Source organism: uncultured Martelella sp. (assembly GCF_963677965.2).
Taxonomy (GTDB): Bacteria; Pseudomonadota; Alphaproteobacteria; order Rhizobiales; family Rhizobiaceae; genus Martelella; species Martelella mangrovi.
Map to the genome: position 1 here is coordinate 68,140 of NZ_CAXXFM010000003.1, position 13,864 is coordinate 82,003.

Here is a 13,864-nt window from a genome sequence, read left to right on the forward strand (position 1 = left end):
TGCCAAATACCCGCATGGCAAAGGGCCCCAGGAAGGACCCGTCGCAATTTTGAATGTGTTTGAGGTCAGGTCTTTGGGAAGACCTTTTTGAAGGCCCGGCGGAAGGTTCGGTCCTTCTTCTGCCGCACCAGATCGGCAACAATCTCGTTCAGCTTCAGCCGCTCCGAATAGGACGTCATCCGCACGAACAGGATCACCGGATAGAATTCCCGTTCCGTACGTCCAGAAAACCAGACCCCCGGGAACAGGTCCGACCGTCCTTCCGGCACGAAAAACTGGTTGGGCTTTGCCCGGCGCTTCCGCCGCTTCGAGCCGCTGGCAACCCGCGTCGCCCCAGCCCCGCGATAGTCGATCCTCAGATCCCGCATCACGCGGTTCAAAAACCCTTGCGTCATGTTGCCGTAGCGGTCGAGCGGTGTCCGGTCTGCTGGCACGGCGACCTGATTGCGCCCCATCAGCCCCCGGCCGATCAGCTGTTCCTCGAACGACTTGTGCCGGCGCATGCCGCCATGGATTTCCGGGCCGAGATAGGCCGCCGCCGGAAGTCCGCCCTTGCGCCCCGATCCACCAACAACGACCGCTGAAACCCGATTGCTCTCGCTCGCCTTGTCATAGACGATCCCGCGAATGGCCCGCGCGGTAGGCCGGTCGAACACGACTTTCATCTTTGCCCGCACCGCCCGCATCCCGTCATAGGCCAGCCAGTTCAGCGCCAGCGCTTCCGCCTTCGGCAGTTCACGGCGTTGCACCGACGTCAGCTTTGCCTCAAAGCGCGTCAGGTCGATGTCGATATGGGCGGAAAGCATGGGAATGGACTACTCTTGAGCTAACAACCACCAGATTGACACCCCATCGCGAATCATCGCTTCCCGGCCTCATAAGTAAAAAACCCAACAGGGAGAGACCTATGAAAAACGGACTTTATAAAGCGGAATTCAACACCCCGCTTGACGCTGGGTTCGGCGTTGTACACGCCCAAGATGGAAAAATCTGGGGCGGCGATTCTACGATGTACTATATCGGCAGTTACACGCTTCAAGAAGACGTGCTATCCGCCAAACTCTCCATTGCGCACCACTCTCGCGTGCCAGGCGTTACCTCGGTTTTGGGAGCCGACGAGGCCGAACTCGAGCTGCACGGTAAAGTATCAGGAGACATTATCTCCACTACCGGCAACTCCCCGCAAGCTCCCGGCGTGAGCTTCAAGGCGACGCTCACTCTCATCAGCGAGTAGATTCTCAATAGCAGCAGACAAACGGTCCATCGCCAAAAGAAGTTGGTCGATTTTGGTCACTGTCGTTTCTTTTTGTGCGCACATCAATTTGCTCCTTCTGCGAACTATGAAATCTCTGAGATTGCGGTTCAAAGGAAAAGCGTCCAGAGATAGCGTATTGAGAAAATGATCTCTGCCCTAAACGCACAAAGGCGGACCGCTTTCACGATCCGCCTTCTGCAGGAAGAAACACACCCGTCCTTTTTTTTAAAGGTAACCTAAAAGGTGCAATAAGGAAATCACACAGTCCTGTGAGACCCTCTTACCAAGGGACGATCATTTGAAATAGCTGGAAAAGACATAGCTCACGCACTGGCCCTCAATCGCATCTGCCGATCGGCTATCGTGAGGGCGGGTTTCGGGCGCGAGAGCGAAGGTCACTGAGAACCGAATCAACCAATGCCTCTATAAAATTCATAACTTTTCGAGAATTGCAAGAGGCAAATTCATTGGCGTTTTCTGACCGAACATATCCACCTCGACAACCACGTCGCCCTTGCCCTTGCTGTTGGGCGTGACCACTTCGGCCTCAAGCCCCCCAAACATCCCCTCGCCGATGCGCACGCGCTCCCCGGCAACAACCATGATCTTCGAGATCCGCTCCCAATCGAACCGGCCATCGCCGGCCTTCTGCATGATCCTGACCACCCTGTCGTTTTCCAGCGCAAACGGGCTGAGCCACCCACCGAGCATCCCGCGTACATGCTCGAACCCTAAAAGCGAGCTGACCGCCGCCTCCGACAAGGCAAACCTCACCAGCACGTAGCCGGCCATCAGCGGGATATCCTGAGGCGGCAGAACCTTGTGCCGGCGTCGCCGCTTCGGCCCTTTTCGCGTAGGTGACAGCGCTTCGGCGCCGCATTCCGTCAACGCATCGCAAACGGCCTGCTCCCGCCCGGTCATCACCTGCAGAACATACCACGGCGCGTCCTTCGCCGCCTTTTCGGCCAGAGCCGCCCGGCCGGAGAAACGGATCAACCGCAGCCGATCCTCGAATTTCAGGCCATAGGCCAGATCGACCGAGGTTCCGATCTTCCGGTATTCCGTCATTGAGCCGCCTCCACCTGTTTTGCCCTGTCCAGTTTGCCGAAGAATGTCTCCAGCGCCTCGCCCGGTGTTCCAGTCCCAAGAGCCGGGAAATAGACCCATTCCACCCGGCCCATCTCCGGCAGCCACGGCCAGCCGCGCGCCGCATGCTCAGCTTCCCATGCCGCCCACTGATCGCCGCCGACCCGCACTACCTCGAAGTCCGCCCCAAGCAGAGCGATCTCGCCAGAAACCCGCATGCCCTTGCCGGGAAAGCGGATCGCCTGATCGTTCATGGCATTGACCGACGTCCAGCCCATCTTGGCCATCCGCTCGCGCCACAGCGCCTTGCGGTCTGCCCGCCCTTCGGCAATTTCCAGTTCCTGAAACCGCGTCAGCGCCGGCAGCCGCGCGCATGGTTCGCCAAGCCGGACAAAGCGTTCCGCCATCCACGCCTTGCCGAAGGTCGCAGCAATCACCGAACCGCCCGCGCCTTCCAAGCCCTCCGGCACAGCCGTCCAACGCTTTTCCCGCAGATAGGTGCTGGCAGCGAACTTCACCGCCCGACCGTTCATCGCTTCGAACGCCAGAAACCCCGAAAGCATCGTATCGGCAGCTTGCCGTTCTTCCGGCGACAGCGCCTGCCATTCGGCAAACGCCCGTTCGTCGCTGTCGTCCCCAAAGGTCGGCCACTGCCGATAAAACTTTAGGAAAGCTCGACGCACGGCCTTACGGTTCTCAACCTCAGTCATCCTCGCTTTCCTCCACCTTCCGTGTTTCGGTCGCAGTGCCGATCATCTCCCGCACGGCTCTTGCCCTGCGACGGCGGCGCTCGCGTTCTTCCGGGGTCAGTTCCCGCCGTGCCCGTTCCGCCTCCCGTTCTTTCGCCGCTTCGGCCTGCTCGTGCTCGATCCGGAGCAGGTCCCGGTCATGCTTCGCCGCCGCATCGACGAGCGCCGAAAGCTCGGCAGGCTTGGGCAGGAACGACTGGAATTTCGGATAGCGGCCGAGCCGCAGGTTCTCGAACACCCGGCGCAGCGCACCGATCGGCTTGCCCCGCATCGCCTCGGCATAAAACTGCCCGGCTTTGTCCGCGTTGACGCTGTCGGGGATCGCAAATCCACGGTCCATCAGCGCATCGAGCATGAGATCGGACTGTCGTTCGTTTGCCGGCTCAAGAGCTTTGCGCAACCTTCCAATCTCCCCGGCTGATGTCGATAATTTTACGATCTTCGCTGCCATCGTCCTGTCCCATCCGTTTGCGCAAACTGTCCCGAGCGCGTTGATTGTGATCCCTGATTTCGTCGCCGCGTGTGGGCTTTGCCGGCGATGCCCGAGGCGCGCCCTGCTGCCGTTCCTGCATCCAGCCCGGCTCAAACCCCTGCCAGCCGCGACCGATCATGGTTTCCGCCGCAGCGTTTGGATCCGGCATCAGCGCAAATTTTCGGGAAAGCAGCTCAGCCGCATGCACAGTCAGCCGCTTTCGCAGCGCCTTGCGATGTTCGATGACGGCATCGGCAACCTCCGGCGACAGCACATCGCAGAGAACCGATCGGGGCGATTTCTTTTGTGTTCCTTTAGGAACACTTTCTTTCTTAACTCTGGCTTCTGGCTTTAGCATTGCAGCTGCATTGCAAGTGCTATGCACCTGCATGCTCGCCTCATTGTTTTTATTGCCTTTTTTCCAGCGTTTTTTCGCGGCCTGTTTTTTGTCTTCCGAACTTTTTTCGCGAAATTGAAATTCTTTTTCCACGCGGCGGTTCCAGAGACCGCCCTCGGAGCGGATGATTTTCCCATCATCGAGGAAAACATCGAGGTATTGGGAAAACACCTTTTTCGTGCAGCCGCACTGCCGCGCCAGCCGCTCATGGTTTTCGGTCAGCGGCTCGCCGCGCTCATACATCAGCGCCAGCAGCGTGAAGTACACACCCATTTCGGCCGCCTTCATGCCCCGCGTAGCAGAAAGCCAATCGGACATGTAAAAGCGGACATATGGCATCTCGCTCATGGCAATGCCTCCCTCATGCGTGTGGTCATCCCGTCGCCCTCCGATGCTCCCGCCAGGGCGGCAGTTCCTGCAGAAGCTCATAGATGCCCTCGGCAATCGCTGCGCATTTCCGCTTCTGTGGCCACGACAATTCGCCCGCGCCATTGGCGTCGGACATGCGCCGTTGCGCGATGGCATAGGCACGGGCATCATCGGCCGAAATCCGCTCATTGCCGCAGCAAACCGGGCAGCGGCGACGGTCACCGGCCAGATAGCCCTGCCCCGCACAATGCGGGCACAGGATTCGGGTAATCCTCACCACCCTCACAGCTTGCACTCCCGAACGATCCGGTTCTGCTGAACGCCGATTTCTTCGGCACGGCGCTGCAGATCGAGCGCAGTGTTGCGCAGCTGCTTGCTCATTTCCGCATGGGCAGCCAGATCAGAGCGGAGATTTTCATAGGCGGCAGACCATTCCGAAAACAGGCGCCGGTTCGCGGCCAGCTCTGGATTTTCGTTGGCAGGCCCGAACATGAAATCGCGCATTTCTGCGATCCATGCGCGCGGCACGCCCAGATCCTGCGCCACAAGCTCATCCGTCCACGGCGCGATATATCCCGTGTCATCGTAGACATCGGCAATCTTGTCGGCGACTATGCGCCGGTCCTCGCGCTGCATCTGCGGTGGCGGTTCCGCCTTCTTGGCCGCAGTCGTTGCCGTTTTCGTCTTTGGTGTCGCCATGGCTTCGGAACCTTTCATCGTTGTCAGGTCGACGCAGGCAAACGGCCTGTCGTCGTAGTCATTGCCGCCGCAGCGGCTGCAAAAGGAAAAGCCGCACACCGAAGTGATCCGGCAGCGGCTGGTGTCTCGCGTGTTTTGCGTTTCGATGGTCATCTCAGACCTCGCCTTCGCATCCATGCGTCTTGCTCTCCACAGCGTGGGCAACCCGCATGAAGTTCGCGTATTTTTCGAGGATTTCGGCCGCTTCGCGCGGATCGACCTTGCCGTCGGCAACGGCCTGAATCATGGACTGCGACAGCGCATGAAAGGCGTCCTGAAACGCGCCGATATCGGCAATGCCAAGCCCGCCGCCGGCGCTGTCAGCCCCGTCATCGCGCACAAGCCGATACCCTTGCAGCCGCGCCATCTCGCCAACAATCACTGGCGCGCCGGCCTCCATGTCGGCTTCCACCGCCACGTCGATTGCCATCACGTGCTGGGTTTTCCGGCTCGGGTCATGCGTCCAGCACTTGGAAAGCTGCCCCTGCGTCACCCGCGTGACATACTGAAACCGCTCCGGACCGCCGCCTTGCACGACAGAACGGCGGGAAGCCTCGCGCAGGCCATCGACAGCCTTCTGCGTCAGCAAACGCTCCATCACAGCACCTCGTTGTGAGAATGATTTCGGGGGAAGCATTCACGGCGCTTCCCGTTAGGAACTGCTATCGACGCACTGTCGCCGCCAAGCACAGCCAAGCCTCTGAGTTCACTCAGAGGCGCAATCGCCAATCGAATGAGAGGGAAAATCGCACACCGTCGACTGGTAGTTTCCGCGCCCAAGAACGTCATTCCGCGCTCCCGGAGCGCAAGACAAGCTGTCCACTCTCGTTGCAAAGTCTTCCCGGTCGCGCCACGCGTGGGTATGCCCAGGTTCTCCCAACGGCACACTGTGGACGTGTCGACACCGAAATACTCAGCCATTTCGCTTGCCAGAGCGATGGCGAGAGCAAGGAAATACCACCCCATCAAGACGCCTCCGCCTGCTGGCGGGACATGTCGCCTGCAACGGACACAAGCTCGGCCAGACGCTCATATTCGACGCCGTCAATGCCCCGAAGCCGCGCCGCATCAACCGCACGCTTCCAATATTGGGCCGGGATGTTGCCGCGCCGACGCATCGCCTTCGCCGCTTCATAGCGCACACCGATATCGTCCGCGAAAACGGATATCGACGGCCAACGATTGATCAATTCCTTATGTCTCATACGAAAAGAGGTACAATTAATACCACCATCCGTCAACGCAATAGGGCATTATTTATACCACCCAATAAGGGTACAAATTGCACCATGACAAACAGACAAGAACAGTCAGAACGAGAATTTCGCGCAGAGCGCCTGAAGGAAGCACGGCAACGTGCCGGTTTTGGAGGCGTTAAATCGGCGGCATCTCAATTTGGCTGGAACGTCAACAATTACAAAGCGCACGAGTCCGGACGAAATGGTTTCGGCGTTGCGGACGGCCGCAGATATGCGCGAGCGTTCAACGTCTCTTTCCATTGGCTCTATCTTGGCGAAGGAGCCCCAGACACAGCTGAACACCAAGGCACTGTTCCGCTTGTATCCTTTATCAGCGCCGGAAAGCTCGCCGAACCCAACGGATACGTTGAGTCCGATTCACATGTTGAGATACCGCTTGGCGGGCTGCCCAGCGGCGACTGGATCGCCTTACGGGTTGAAGGCGACTCCATGGATCTTTTCTCACCGCCTGGCTCTATCATATTTATCAACCGCAGAGAGCGAGAAGCGGTGGATGGCGCTTTTTATGTCGTGGCAACAGATGACGGTGAGGCAACTTACAAACGCTACCGCAAAGATCCAGAACGGCTTGAGCCAGAGTCGACCAATCGTGAACACCAGACGATCTATCCGTCAAACGCTCTAACTATCATCGGCCGGGTCAGACGAACGCTGTTCGATTTTCCTGCCTGAGACCGATTGCGCGCGCTTACGCTCGACGCTAACATTCCCTTTGGTTGCGACCAACCGGGGGAAACTATGTTTAAGCGAACAATACTGTTCAGCACATTGCTGCTGTCTATACTATTATCCGCATCCGCGCGGGCTGGATATTTCAGCTGGACCGCTACGGTTGAAGATGACCCTTTTGACAATAAGGGGCGTCTCATAATGACCTATTTCGATAGTGCCGATAGCGGCGCGGTAATCGTCTGCGATCAAGATAGTAATGCGATTACGCTTCGCATCGTCACGCCGATTGTCGTTGGCGATGAAAGCGTTACTGATCGACCAATCTGGATGGGCGCCATTGTGGATAAAAATGAAGCGCATCTGGGGTTCGGACACGCCATTGTGACCAAGATTGGTAATCTGGCGTTCGACCTTAATTTGGAAGATGAATCCGCCGCACGTTTTTTGCATGAGATGAAGAACGGCCAGAGCAAACTATATGTAAAAATTCATGAGGAAGGCGACCCCTTGTCATATGCTCTCGACGGCAGCACGCGGGCATCAAAACAGGCTATTCCATACTGTCTTACGAAGGGTTTCTCCAATGACTGATACCGGGTTCGCACAGCGCCTTACCGCGTCCTTCTCCGACATCGACGTAATTTTCCCGAGGCCTTCCGATCTGCCAGAAACGGACGACTTGCCACCAGATGACGAGTTTGAAACGGCAGAGGCTGAGGGGCAGACTTTTGCCATCGAATACATAGATTCCGCAGGACAAAAGTCCGTACGCCGGATATCAGTTTGGAACGTCAACAAAGGCAAAGCCGATAGCCTTATGCTCCGGGCATTTTGCCATGAACGGAAAGCTATCCGTGCATTTCGGGTCGATCGGATACAGAGCTGCATTACAATTGATGGCGAGATTTTTGACGACGTACCGACTTTTCTTGCTGAAACGTTCGGTCTGAATTCAAGCCTGTTTCGATCCAGCAGCCTTGCTCAGGATTTGTGGGCTTCCATTCTGGCAATTATTCGCCCTGATGCTGTGCTTCTCGCTGCAATGGCCCGCGCCGATGGACAGTTTTTACATTCCGAAGTGATCGCGGCCGAAGACTATCTGCTTCGAAGGGCGGAAACCTCGGGCATCATGATGGACGAATCCATGGTGGCTGCATTGCTGCGATACTATCGTGGCCTCAGACCGACCGAAAAACAGATCGAGACGGCTATGGAACGCATCGCATCAAGAGACCCAAATGCGATTATGAACTTTCTAGTTGCGACAGTTGAAGTCATGCGGGCTGACGGGCGCCAATCACCTGAAGAGGTGGAATTGATCAACGAAATGGCCGTAGAACTCACGGGCATGCCCGTCATCAACTGACCTTTTCAAAAGCCCTCACATTTTGGCCCGCTCTAAGCGGGCATTTTTTTAGCCAAAATAAAGTGGTATGTTTTATACCTTATTTAATTGACATTCAGGTGGTACGTTTTATACCCTTCCTTTTGTCAGGCCATCCCCAGGCCTGACCACCGCCGCCGCCGGAGATGCCATGAGTGCATCGCAAGCAACTCAGGTTCGGGATAATCCCGCAACCACCCGGCGGCGGCATCAACCCACGGGAAGGAAGAGACATTGGATAGCCTGTTTCAATTTCGCCTTGAGGAACATGTCATCCTCAACTTTGCGTCCGGGTGTTTTGGCATCGTCGTCGCGCGCCTTGAAGCCACGGATCACCCGCCTCGCTATCTAGTCCGTCATATGAACAAGGCAGGCGACCCCGCCGAAACATGGTTCTGGGCATCCGAGATCACCCACGACTGCTCAGCGGATTGACCCCGTTCCGCTCCGGTGTCCTGCCCCTTGCCGGGCAGGCATCCCGAACGGAAGGACGGGACATGAAGAACTATTTCCAAAAAATGAACCTGATCAGTTCAGCCGCCCTTGAGAGCATCGCTGTTGATCGCCTCCAGCTCGCACACTTTCGGGTAGCGGCTACCGTTGAACGAGACAAGATTTGCCATGAGCCTGTGGCCAAGCGGGATGACCAAGCGTTGGTCCTCGTTGAGCTCGAGCGCGTCAATGGCGTCGTTATAGGCCTTGGCGTCGAGCGCCTTCATCATTGGCGGTTCATCACCGGAAATTCTGGTCATCTTTGCCCTGAATGCGGCCAAATCGCCGGTTCCGGGCGCCTCCTCCATTTCGGCAAGCAGGTTGTAATAGTCGCGTTGCAAGGCCTGATGATCACGCGCGCGGCCGCCAAAATCGAAAACCAGTTGCAGCGTTCCAACCACGGTGACGGCAATGCTGAGATAAACGGTCTCTATGCCAAAACGTATGAAGAAATCGGCGACAGCAGCAGCGCCGAGAAGGATCACGAGAGCGCTCGCCCAACGGTTCCAGCGGTCGAAAGTCAGCCTTCTGGCCGTGTGGTAGAGGGCATTTCTCAGCACGTTGAAGCTCACATTCTCGCGATCATATTCCATGGTCATTTTCCTTTCTGTGGCGGCGGCGAGGTCGGCTTGGCAGGTGCTGGTGTCGGCTGGCGGGGCCCCGGCCCTGTTTGCGGGTTTGGCCGATTGTTCGAAGTCAATGGCTGGCGCGGCCCAAGGGACCGCGTTTCCTCGGCGAAACGTATTTTGGTTTCCTTGCTCATTCTCATTGTCTCCAAGTGCTTACTTCATTTGGGGATGATCGTCGCCGGGCGGTTTGGGAAGCCCGGCGACACCAAATCAGGATACGCGAAGCACATACCTGTGACCACTTTTTCGCGAGCTACCAACAGGAAGCATTCGCCTTTCCACACAATCCAACTCGAAAGGCGGTGACGCATGACCCGCACCCAAAGCCTATCGCTTTACCTCGCAATGCTTCTGCTCACCGCCGTCTTCTGGCTGCGGCTGGATGAGTGGCTTGCCATGCATGGCTGAGGAAACTCAATGACTGACGCCATCCTCTCCCACACCACCACCGCCCTTCATTCCGTTGAAAGGCGCGCTCAAGTTCTTCGACTGGTGCCAGCAATTGGAAACGGCAGTTCAATGACCAACGCCCGCCCGTCATCAAAAGATCGTCTCGAATCCTACCGCGCGCTGGTTTCCGCCGCGGTTGAGGTTCGAGACGTCTTCGCGGATGCGGACGGCATGAACCTTGAGGTCGATGGGATGGACCCGGGCGAGCCGGAGTGCATATGCGCCCTGCCCCATGCCTGCCCGACGGCAAACCGCGAACTGATCCTGCATCATATCGACATCCCGGCCGATCTGATTGCCATGCTTGAGCGCACCGGCAAGCACCTTCATGCCGCATGGGCGGAAAACGAACGGCTACGCAAGGAAATCGAGCGCGCCGGCGGTGCGCCGGCAAAGAACTATGCCGCCGAATGCGCCATGAAATGCAGCGAACCCGCTTTCAAGGCGTTCATGGAAGCTCGGCACGCCCTCGCCCGGCCACTGACAGATGATCGCGTCGCCGCGCGCGTGCGGTCGATCCTCGCCATTTCAAGCCGAACCGAGCTGAACACAAGCAACGAAGCCGCCGCGCGCTGGCGCGGCATGGTGAACGATTTCGAAAACTGGAGGAAACAGCGATGATTCCCGACAACACCTCCCCTCGCCCGAAGACCATTTTCTTTCTGATGATCCAGTACGAGGGCCGCGCAACAATCACAGTCGAGCAAGTTTGCGAGGACTATTTTGCCCACCTCACCCCGGCAAAATTCCTTCGCAAGGTCGCACTCGGCGACATAGAAATACCCGTCACGCAGGCCGAGCCTTCTCAAAAATCTCAGAAGTATGTTCATATCAACGATCTGGCAGACTACATTGATCGCCAGCACGATATGGCGCTGAGGAACCACCATATGCTACATCGAAAGTAAGCCTACGCATAATAGGCGCCCATCCGACGACGAGCCTGGCCGTCCTGCCATCTCTCTCCCTTCACATCATGCACTATCGCAAATGCAAATCACTTCGGGAGTGTCACTGTGCCTGACCAATTTCTTCACGACAGAGACAACATCGGCTTGGAAGCGGAATGGGATACGCTTCAAGATTCGCTATCGGGACCGCTGCGCCGCCGGTTAGCAGAAATCGTGCGCGCTGAGGCACCGCATCTGGCAAGGCAATTCTATTCGATCCTACAGAATGATGACGATCTTTCGGCAATGCTGCCCGACGAGCTCGTCAGAAACCGGTTGGTCCATACGTTGAAACAGTGGCTACTTGATTTGTTTCCTGAAGACCAAGCGCCTGACTTTCTCGAAATGGTCGAAAAACAGCTGCGTGTCGGATCGGTTCACGCCCGCATCAATCTACCTGTCCAGCACGTGAACAGGGCATGGCGCATGCTGGCCGAAGACCTGCAGCTTCGCATTCTAAAGGCCGCGCCGCCGCCCGAAGATCTGAAACTCATGCTGAGGGTCTCCGCCTCCACGCTCAATATTGCATTTGAAACAATGACGGCCGGATACGCGCGCGAGACGACGCGCTCTGCACGCAGCGAAGAGGCATATCGCTTGTTTTCGCTCGGACAGAACCTCACGCAGGAACGGGAGGCGCAGCGGGCTGCAATCGCCGAATGGACGCAGACAATACTGTTTTCGGTGGCTGCCGATTATGGCGAAGACCAGCGCACTCCGCTGTGGGATTCGGAATTCGGCCTCTGGCTAATACATCGAGGGGGCATCATCTTCGAAGGCATGGCGGAGCTCGACCACGTCAAAGCTGCCATTTCAGAAATTGACAGCCGAATCCTTCCTGCTCTTCATCGCGGCCGGGATATTCACAGCGGGCTAGCCCTACTTCAGGCAAAGGTGAACGAGATCAAATCACTGCTGGGTGAATGCTTCAATGCCGCCACTCGCATCGAAGGTGGCCACGATCCACAGACGCGCATGCTGAACCGGCGCTTCATGGATACCGTGCTGACACGGGAAATCGGTTACTCCAGAAAGATGCGCAAAAAGCTGACCGTCATGATGATCGACCTCGATCACTTCAAACAGATCAATGACCGTTTCGGCCATGCCGGCGGCGACATAGCGCTACAGAAATGCGCCAAACTGGTGCTCGACATGATCCGCATCGGCGACTTCGCCTTCCGCTATGGCGGTGAAGAGTTCCTGATCGCGCTGGTCGAAACAGGCGAGGAAGAGGCCATGACCTTAGCTGAACGCCTCCGCGCGAAAATTGCAAACACCAGCATCGAAGTATCCGAGGGTAAAAATATCAACATCACAGCATCAATCGGTATAGCCGAATTCAAAGGCCATCCTGACTATATGCAGCTCGTAAAATCCGCTGACGAGGCCCTGTATGGGGCCAAACAAAATGGCAGAAACTGCATCATCGCGTCAGCTTAAGTGCGGGCAAGTGCCCCGTTCATCTCAAGAAAACCGCTCGGCACTGACTAAATCGGAAACAAACCAAGTCCCGCCGCACACAGCAGTAAAAAACCCGTGGCCGCAACCAGGCCACACAAGACCATCTGCTTCTTTGTCCAGGGTCGGCTTGCGTAATCATTGTCCGGGCCTGGGCTTTTATCCCATCCGCTAACCATCGTCGGGCTCCTCTCTACAGAAAGCGGAATTCTATCCGAGGTTGCAGGAAAAGGCGAATCGGAAGACAAGCATTAGTAAAGTCTCGTTGTACGAGGGCCCAATGGGAGGACACTATGTTTATTGAGGGCGAACTGTATTCACGGACAACAGACATCCATGCGCACTTTGGAGGGCAAAAACAGGGCGGAATATCAACTCCGTCGAAGCACCCCTTCATATTTATATTCACCGGTAAGGCTGGACAGCAGCACGGCTATGCCGACGGCTGGAAGGAAGAAGGTGTCTTCCTCTATACCGGCGAAGGCCAGATTGGCGATATGGCATTTATCCGCGGCAACGCCGCCATTCGAGATCACGACAGCAACGGAAAAGAGCTTCTGCTTTTTGAAGCGCTTGGAAAATCAAAACCCGTCCGTTTCTTGGGCCGCTTTGCTTGCCAATCGTGGGACATCTTTCGCGGCCCAGACACAGAGGGCAAGCTTCGCGACTGTATACAGTTCCACCTCGTAAAGCTGGGCACCGACAGTGGCCCTTTGCCCGACGAAAAGAAATATGAGATTGAGCCGTCCGCCGATACCCCCCTCTCTGTCTTACGAAGGCGCGCAATCGAAGCATCCAAACCTGCGCAATCGAAACGCTGGTCGAATGCCAGACAGGCATACAGGCAGAGGAGCAAGGCAGTTCGCGACTATGTCTTGGCCAGAGCTGATGGCAAATGCGAACTAACCGGAGAAGCGGCACCATTCAAAACAGCGTCAGGCGCACCATATCTCGAAGTACACCATACACGCCGCCTCTCAGATGACGGCCCAGATGACCCACGCTACGTGGCAGCAATTGATCCAACTATTCATAGAAGAATTCACTTTGGGGAGGACGGCAAACAGCTGAACGATCGTCTTGCTCTCCGGTTAGTAGAAATCGAAGACCAATGAGAGACATCTGCTTTCACGGCTCGATACGCGAAAACTGGGTGCCAACTTCAAACCTGTCAGCAACGCGCCCTCAATTCCGAAATTCGCTATCTTGAGGTCGATCCATGTCAGCAGTCATTCGCCGGGGATGCGGGTTTCAAGCACATGAGTTGAACGAATTATGGAAGCTCCTTCCCGAGCATACTGACTAAGCCAGTGAAACCATCCTGTTTTGCTCCCAAATACACCCGTTCTTGAAAGAGATGCGGTTGGAGGGAGCGAGGCTCGGTGCTGTTGAAACACAGAGCAACCTGAGGCGTCGTGCATCGCCAGTATCTGGTCAAAGAAGCGATGATGCTGCGCTTCAGTATTTCGTCATGGACAGAATCAAAGCAACGGTCGCGGGT

The 13,864-nt window shown here is 56.7% G+C and carries 19 protein-coding genes; 9 read left to right on the forward strand and 10 right to left on the reverse strand.

Annotated elements, in window-relative coordinates:
• Positions 1 to 65: 65 nt before the first annotated feature.
• Positions 66 to 806 carry a hypothetical protein gene (locus ACHZCU_RS19620; protein WP_319520208.1) on the reverse strand — a complete coding sequence of 247 codons (741 nt, stop codon included), beginning with the start codon at positions 804 to 806 and terminating at the stop codon, positions 66 to 68.
• Between the two features lie 101 nt (positions 807 to 907).
• Here ACHZCU_RS19620 and ACHZCU_RS19625 point away from each other — a divergent pair, with 101 nt between their 5' ends.
• A complete protein-coding gene (locus ACHZCU_RS19625; protein ID WP_319520209.1) occupies positions 908 to 1,234 on the forward strand; it encodes a GrlR family regulatory protein in 327 nt (108 codons plus the stop codon).
• Between the two features lie 453 nt (positions 1,235 to 1,687).
• Here the strand turns inward: ACHZCU_RS19625 and ACHZCU_RS19630 are convergent, their stop codons facing one another.
• The 8 genes from ACHZCU_RS19630 to ACHZCU_RS19665 form a co-directional block, all read right to left on the reverse strand.
• Positions 1,688 to 2,323, reverse strand: a complete 636-nt coding sequence (locus tag ACHZCU_RS19630) for a transcription termination/antitermination NusG family protein (RefSeq protein WP_319520210.1) — start codon at positions 2,321 to 2,323, stop codon at positions 1,688 to 1,690.
• Positions 2,320 to 3,051 carry a hypothetical protein gene (locus ACHZCU_RS19635; RefSeq protein WP_319520211.1) on the reverse strand — a complete coding sequence of 244 codons (732 nt, stop codon included), beginning with the start codon at positions 3,049 to 3,051 and terminating at the stop codon, positions 2,320 to 2,322. Before ACHZCU_RS19635 ends, ACHZCU_RS19630 begins: the two co-directional genes overlap by 4 nt.
• Positions 3,044 to 3,490 carry a hypothetical protein gene (locus ACHZCU_RS19640; RefSeq protein ID WP_106305717.1) on the reverse strand — a complete coding sequence of 149 codons (447 nt, stop codon included), beginning with the start codon at positions 3,488 to 3,490 and terminating at the stop codon, positions 3,044 to 3,046. The genes ACHZCU_RS19635 and ACHZCU_RS19640 overlap by 8 nt, the downstream gene beginning before the upstream one ends.
• Positions 3,474 to 4,307 carry a YdaU family protein gene (locus ACHZCU_RS19645; RefSeq protein ID WP_319520212.1) on the reverse strand — a complete coding sequence of 278 codons (834 nt, stop codon included), beginning with the start codon at positions 4,305 to 4,307 and terminating at the stop codon, positions 3,474 to 3,476. The genes ACHZCU_RS19640 and ACHZCU_RS19645 overlap by 17 nt, the downstream gene beginning before the upstream one ends.
• 25 nt (positions 4,308 to 4,332) lie before the next feature.
• Positions 4,333 to 4,605 (reverse strand): hypothetical protein, encoded by a 273-nt coding sequence (locus ACHZCU_RS19650; RefSeq protein ID WP_319520213.1) that lies wholly within the window; start codon positions 4,603 to 4,605, stop codon positions 4,333 to 4,335.
• 5 nt (positions 4,606 to 4,610) lie between these two features.
• On the reverse strand, positions 4,611 to 5,180 hold the full coding sequence (locus tag ACHZCU_RS19655; protein WP_319520214.1) for a hypothetical protein: 570 nt from the start codon (positions 5,178 to 5,180) through the stop codon (positions 4,611 to 4,613).
• 1 nt (position 5,181) lies between these two features.
• Entirely contained in the window at positions 5,182 to 5,664 is a 483-nt protein-coding gene (locus ACHZCU_RS19660; RefSeq protein ID WP_319520215.1) for a hypothetical protein, read from the reverse strand.
• A 367-nt stretch (positions 5,665 to 6,031) separates the two neighbouring features.
• Complete coding sequence (locus ACHZCU_RS19665) at positions 6,032 to 6,256, reverse strand: hypothetical protein (RefSeq protein ID WP_319520216.1); 225 nt, start codon at positions 6,254 to 6,256, stop codon at positions 6,032 to 6,034.
• 99 nt (positions 6,257 to 6,355) lie between these two features.
• Here ACHZCU_RS19665 and ACHZCU_RS19670 point away from each other — a divergent pair, with 99 nt between their 5' ends.
• The 4 genes from ACHZCU_RS19670 to ACHZCU_RS19685 all read left to right on the forward strand — a co-directional run bounded on the left by ACHZCU_RS19670 (position 6,356) and on the right by ACHZCU_RS19685 (position 8,816).
• A complete protein-coding gene (locus tag ACHZCU_RS19670) occupies positions 6,356 to 6,997 on the forward strand; it encodes a S24 family peptidase (protein WP_319520217.1) in 642 nt (213 codons plus the stop codon).
• A 198-nt stretch (positions 6,998 to 7,195) separates the two neighbouring features.
• On the forward strand, positions 7,196 to 7,588 hold the full coding sequence (locus tag ACHZCU_RS19675; RefSeq protein WP_319520218.1) for a hypothetical protein: 393 nt from the start codon (positions 7,196 to 7,198) through the stop codon (positions 7,586 to 7,588).
• Positions 7,581 to 8,363, forward strand: coding sequence for a WYL domain-containing protein (locus ACHZCU_RS19680; protein ID WP_319520219.1), 783 nt, complete (start codon positions 7,581 to 7,583; stop codon positions 8,361 to 8,363). The genes ACHZCU_RS19675 and ACHZCU_RS19680 overlap by 8 nt, the downstream gene beginning before the upstream one ends.
• Positions 8,364 to 8,615: 252 nt before the next feature.
• Positions 8,616 to 8,816, forward strand: a complete 201-nt coding sequence (locus tag ACHZCU_RS19685) for a hypothetical protein (RefSeq protein WP_319520220.1) — start codon at positions 8,616 to 8,618, stop codon at positions 8,814 to 8,816.
• A 98-nt stretch (positions 8,817 to 8,914) separates the two neighbouring features.
• Here the strand turns inward: ACHZCU_RS19685 and ACHZCU_RS19690 are convergent, their stop codons facing one another.
• Positions 8,915 to 9,466, reverse strand: a complete 552-nt coding sequence (locus ACHZCU_RS19690; RefSeq protein ID WP_319520221.1) for a hypothetical protein — start codon at positions 9,464 to 9,466, stop codon at positions 8,915 to 8,917.
• A gap of 453 nt (positions 9,467 to 9,919) precedes the next feature.
• On the opposite strand from ACHZCU_RS19690, the gene ACHZCU_RS19695 reads away from it, so the two are divergent.
• From ACHZCU_RS19695 to ACHZCU_RS19710, 4 genes are all read left to right on the forward strand, one after another.
• Positions 9,920 to 10,573: a hypothetical protein gene (locus ACHZCU_RS19695; protein WP_319520222.1), complete on the forward strand. Its 654-nt coding sequence runs from the start codon at positions 9,920 to 9,922 to the stop codon at positions 10,571 to 10,573.
• Entirely contained in the window at positions 10,570 to 10,860 is a 291-nt protein-coding gene (locus ACHZCU_RS19700; RefSeq protein WP_319520223.1) for a pyocin activator PrtN family protein, read from the forward strand. The genes ACHZCU_RS19695 and ACHZCU_RS19700 overlap by 4 nt, the downstream gene beginning before the upstream one ends.
• Positions 10,861 to 10,968: 108 nt before the next feature.
• Positions 10,969 to 12,345 carry a GGDEF domain-containing protein gene (locus tag ACHZCU_RS19705; RefSeq protein WP_319520224.1) on the forward strand — a complete coding sequence of 459 codons (1,377 nt, stop codon included), beginning with the start codon at positions 10,969 to 10,971 and terminating at the stop codon, positions 12,343 to 12,345.
• A gap of 311 nt (positions 12,346 to 12,656) precedes the next feature.
• Positions 12,657 to 13,478 carry an HNH endonuclease gene (locus tag ACHZCU_RS19710; RefSeq protein ID WP_319520225.1) on the forward strand — a complete coding sequence of 274 codons (822 nt, stop codon included), beginning with the start codon at positions 12,657 to 12,659 and terminating at the stop codon, positions 13,476 to 13,478.
• The last annotated feature ends 386 nt before the right edge of the window (positions 13,479 to 13,864 follow it).

Excerpts from the sequence above, each read along its gene's own strand:
- ACHZCU_RS19620 (WP_319520208.1), bottom strand. The coding sequence starts at position 806 with ATGCTTTCCGCCCATATCGACATCGACCTGACGCGCTTTGAGGCAAAG.
- ACHZCU_RS19625 (WP_319520209.1), top strand. The coding sequence starts at position 908 with ATGAAAAACGGACTTTATAAAGCGGAATTCAACACCCCGCTTGACGCT.
- ACHZCU_RS19630 (WP_319520210.1), bottom strand. The coding sequence starts at position 2,323 with ATGACGGAATACCGGAAGATCGGAACCTCGGTCGATCTGGCCTATGGC.
- ACHZCU_RS19635 (WP_319520211.1), bottom strand. The coding sequence starts at position 3,051 with ATGACTGAGGTTGAGAACCGTAAGGCCGTGCGTCGAGCTTTCCTAAAG.
- ACHZCU_RS19645 (WP_319520212.1), bottom strand. The coding sequence starts at position 4,307 with ATGAGCGAGATGCCATATGTCCGCTTTTACATGTCCGATTGGCTTTCT.
- ACHZCU_RS19655 (WP_319520214.1), bottom strand. The coding sequence starts at position 5,180 with ATGACCATCGAAACGCAAAACACGCGAGACACCAGCCGCTGCCGGATC.
- ACHZCU_RS19660 (WP_319520215.1), bottom strand. The coding sequence starts at position 5,664 with ATGGAGCGTTTGCTGACGCAGAAGGCTGTCGATGGCCTGCGCGAGGCT.
- ACHZCU_RS19670 (WP_319520217.1), top strand. The coding sequence starts at position 6,356 with ATGACAAACAGACAAGAACAGTCAGAACGAGAATTTCGCGCAGAGCGC.
- ACHZCU_RS19675 (WP_319520218.1), top strand. The coding sequence starts at position 7,196 with ATGACCTATTTCGATAGTGCCGATAGCGGCGCGGTAATCGTCTGCGAT.
- ACHZCU_RS19680 (WP_319520219.1), top strand. The coding sequence starts at position 7,581 with ATGACTGATACCGGGTTCGCACAGCGCCTTACCGCGTCCTTCTCCGAC.
- ACHZCU_RS19690 (WP_319520221.1), bottom strand. The coding sequence starts at position 9,466 with ATGGAATATGATCGCGAGAATGTGAGCTTCAACGTGCTGAGAAATGCC.
- ACHZCU_RS19695 (WP_319520222.1), top strand. The coding sequence starts at position 9,920 with ATGACTGACGCCATCCTCTCCCACACCACCACCGCCCTTCATTCCGTT.
- ACHZCU_RS19700 (WP_319520223.1), top strand. The coding sequence starts at position 10,570 with ATGATTCCCGACAACACCTCCCCTCGCCCGAAGACCATTTTCTTTCTG.
- ACHZCU_RS19710 (WP_319520225.1), top strand. The coding sequence starts at position 12,657 with ATGTTTATTGAGGGCGAACTGTATTCACGGACAACAGACATCCATGCG.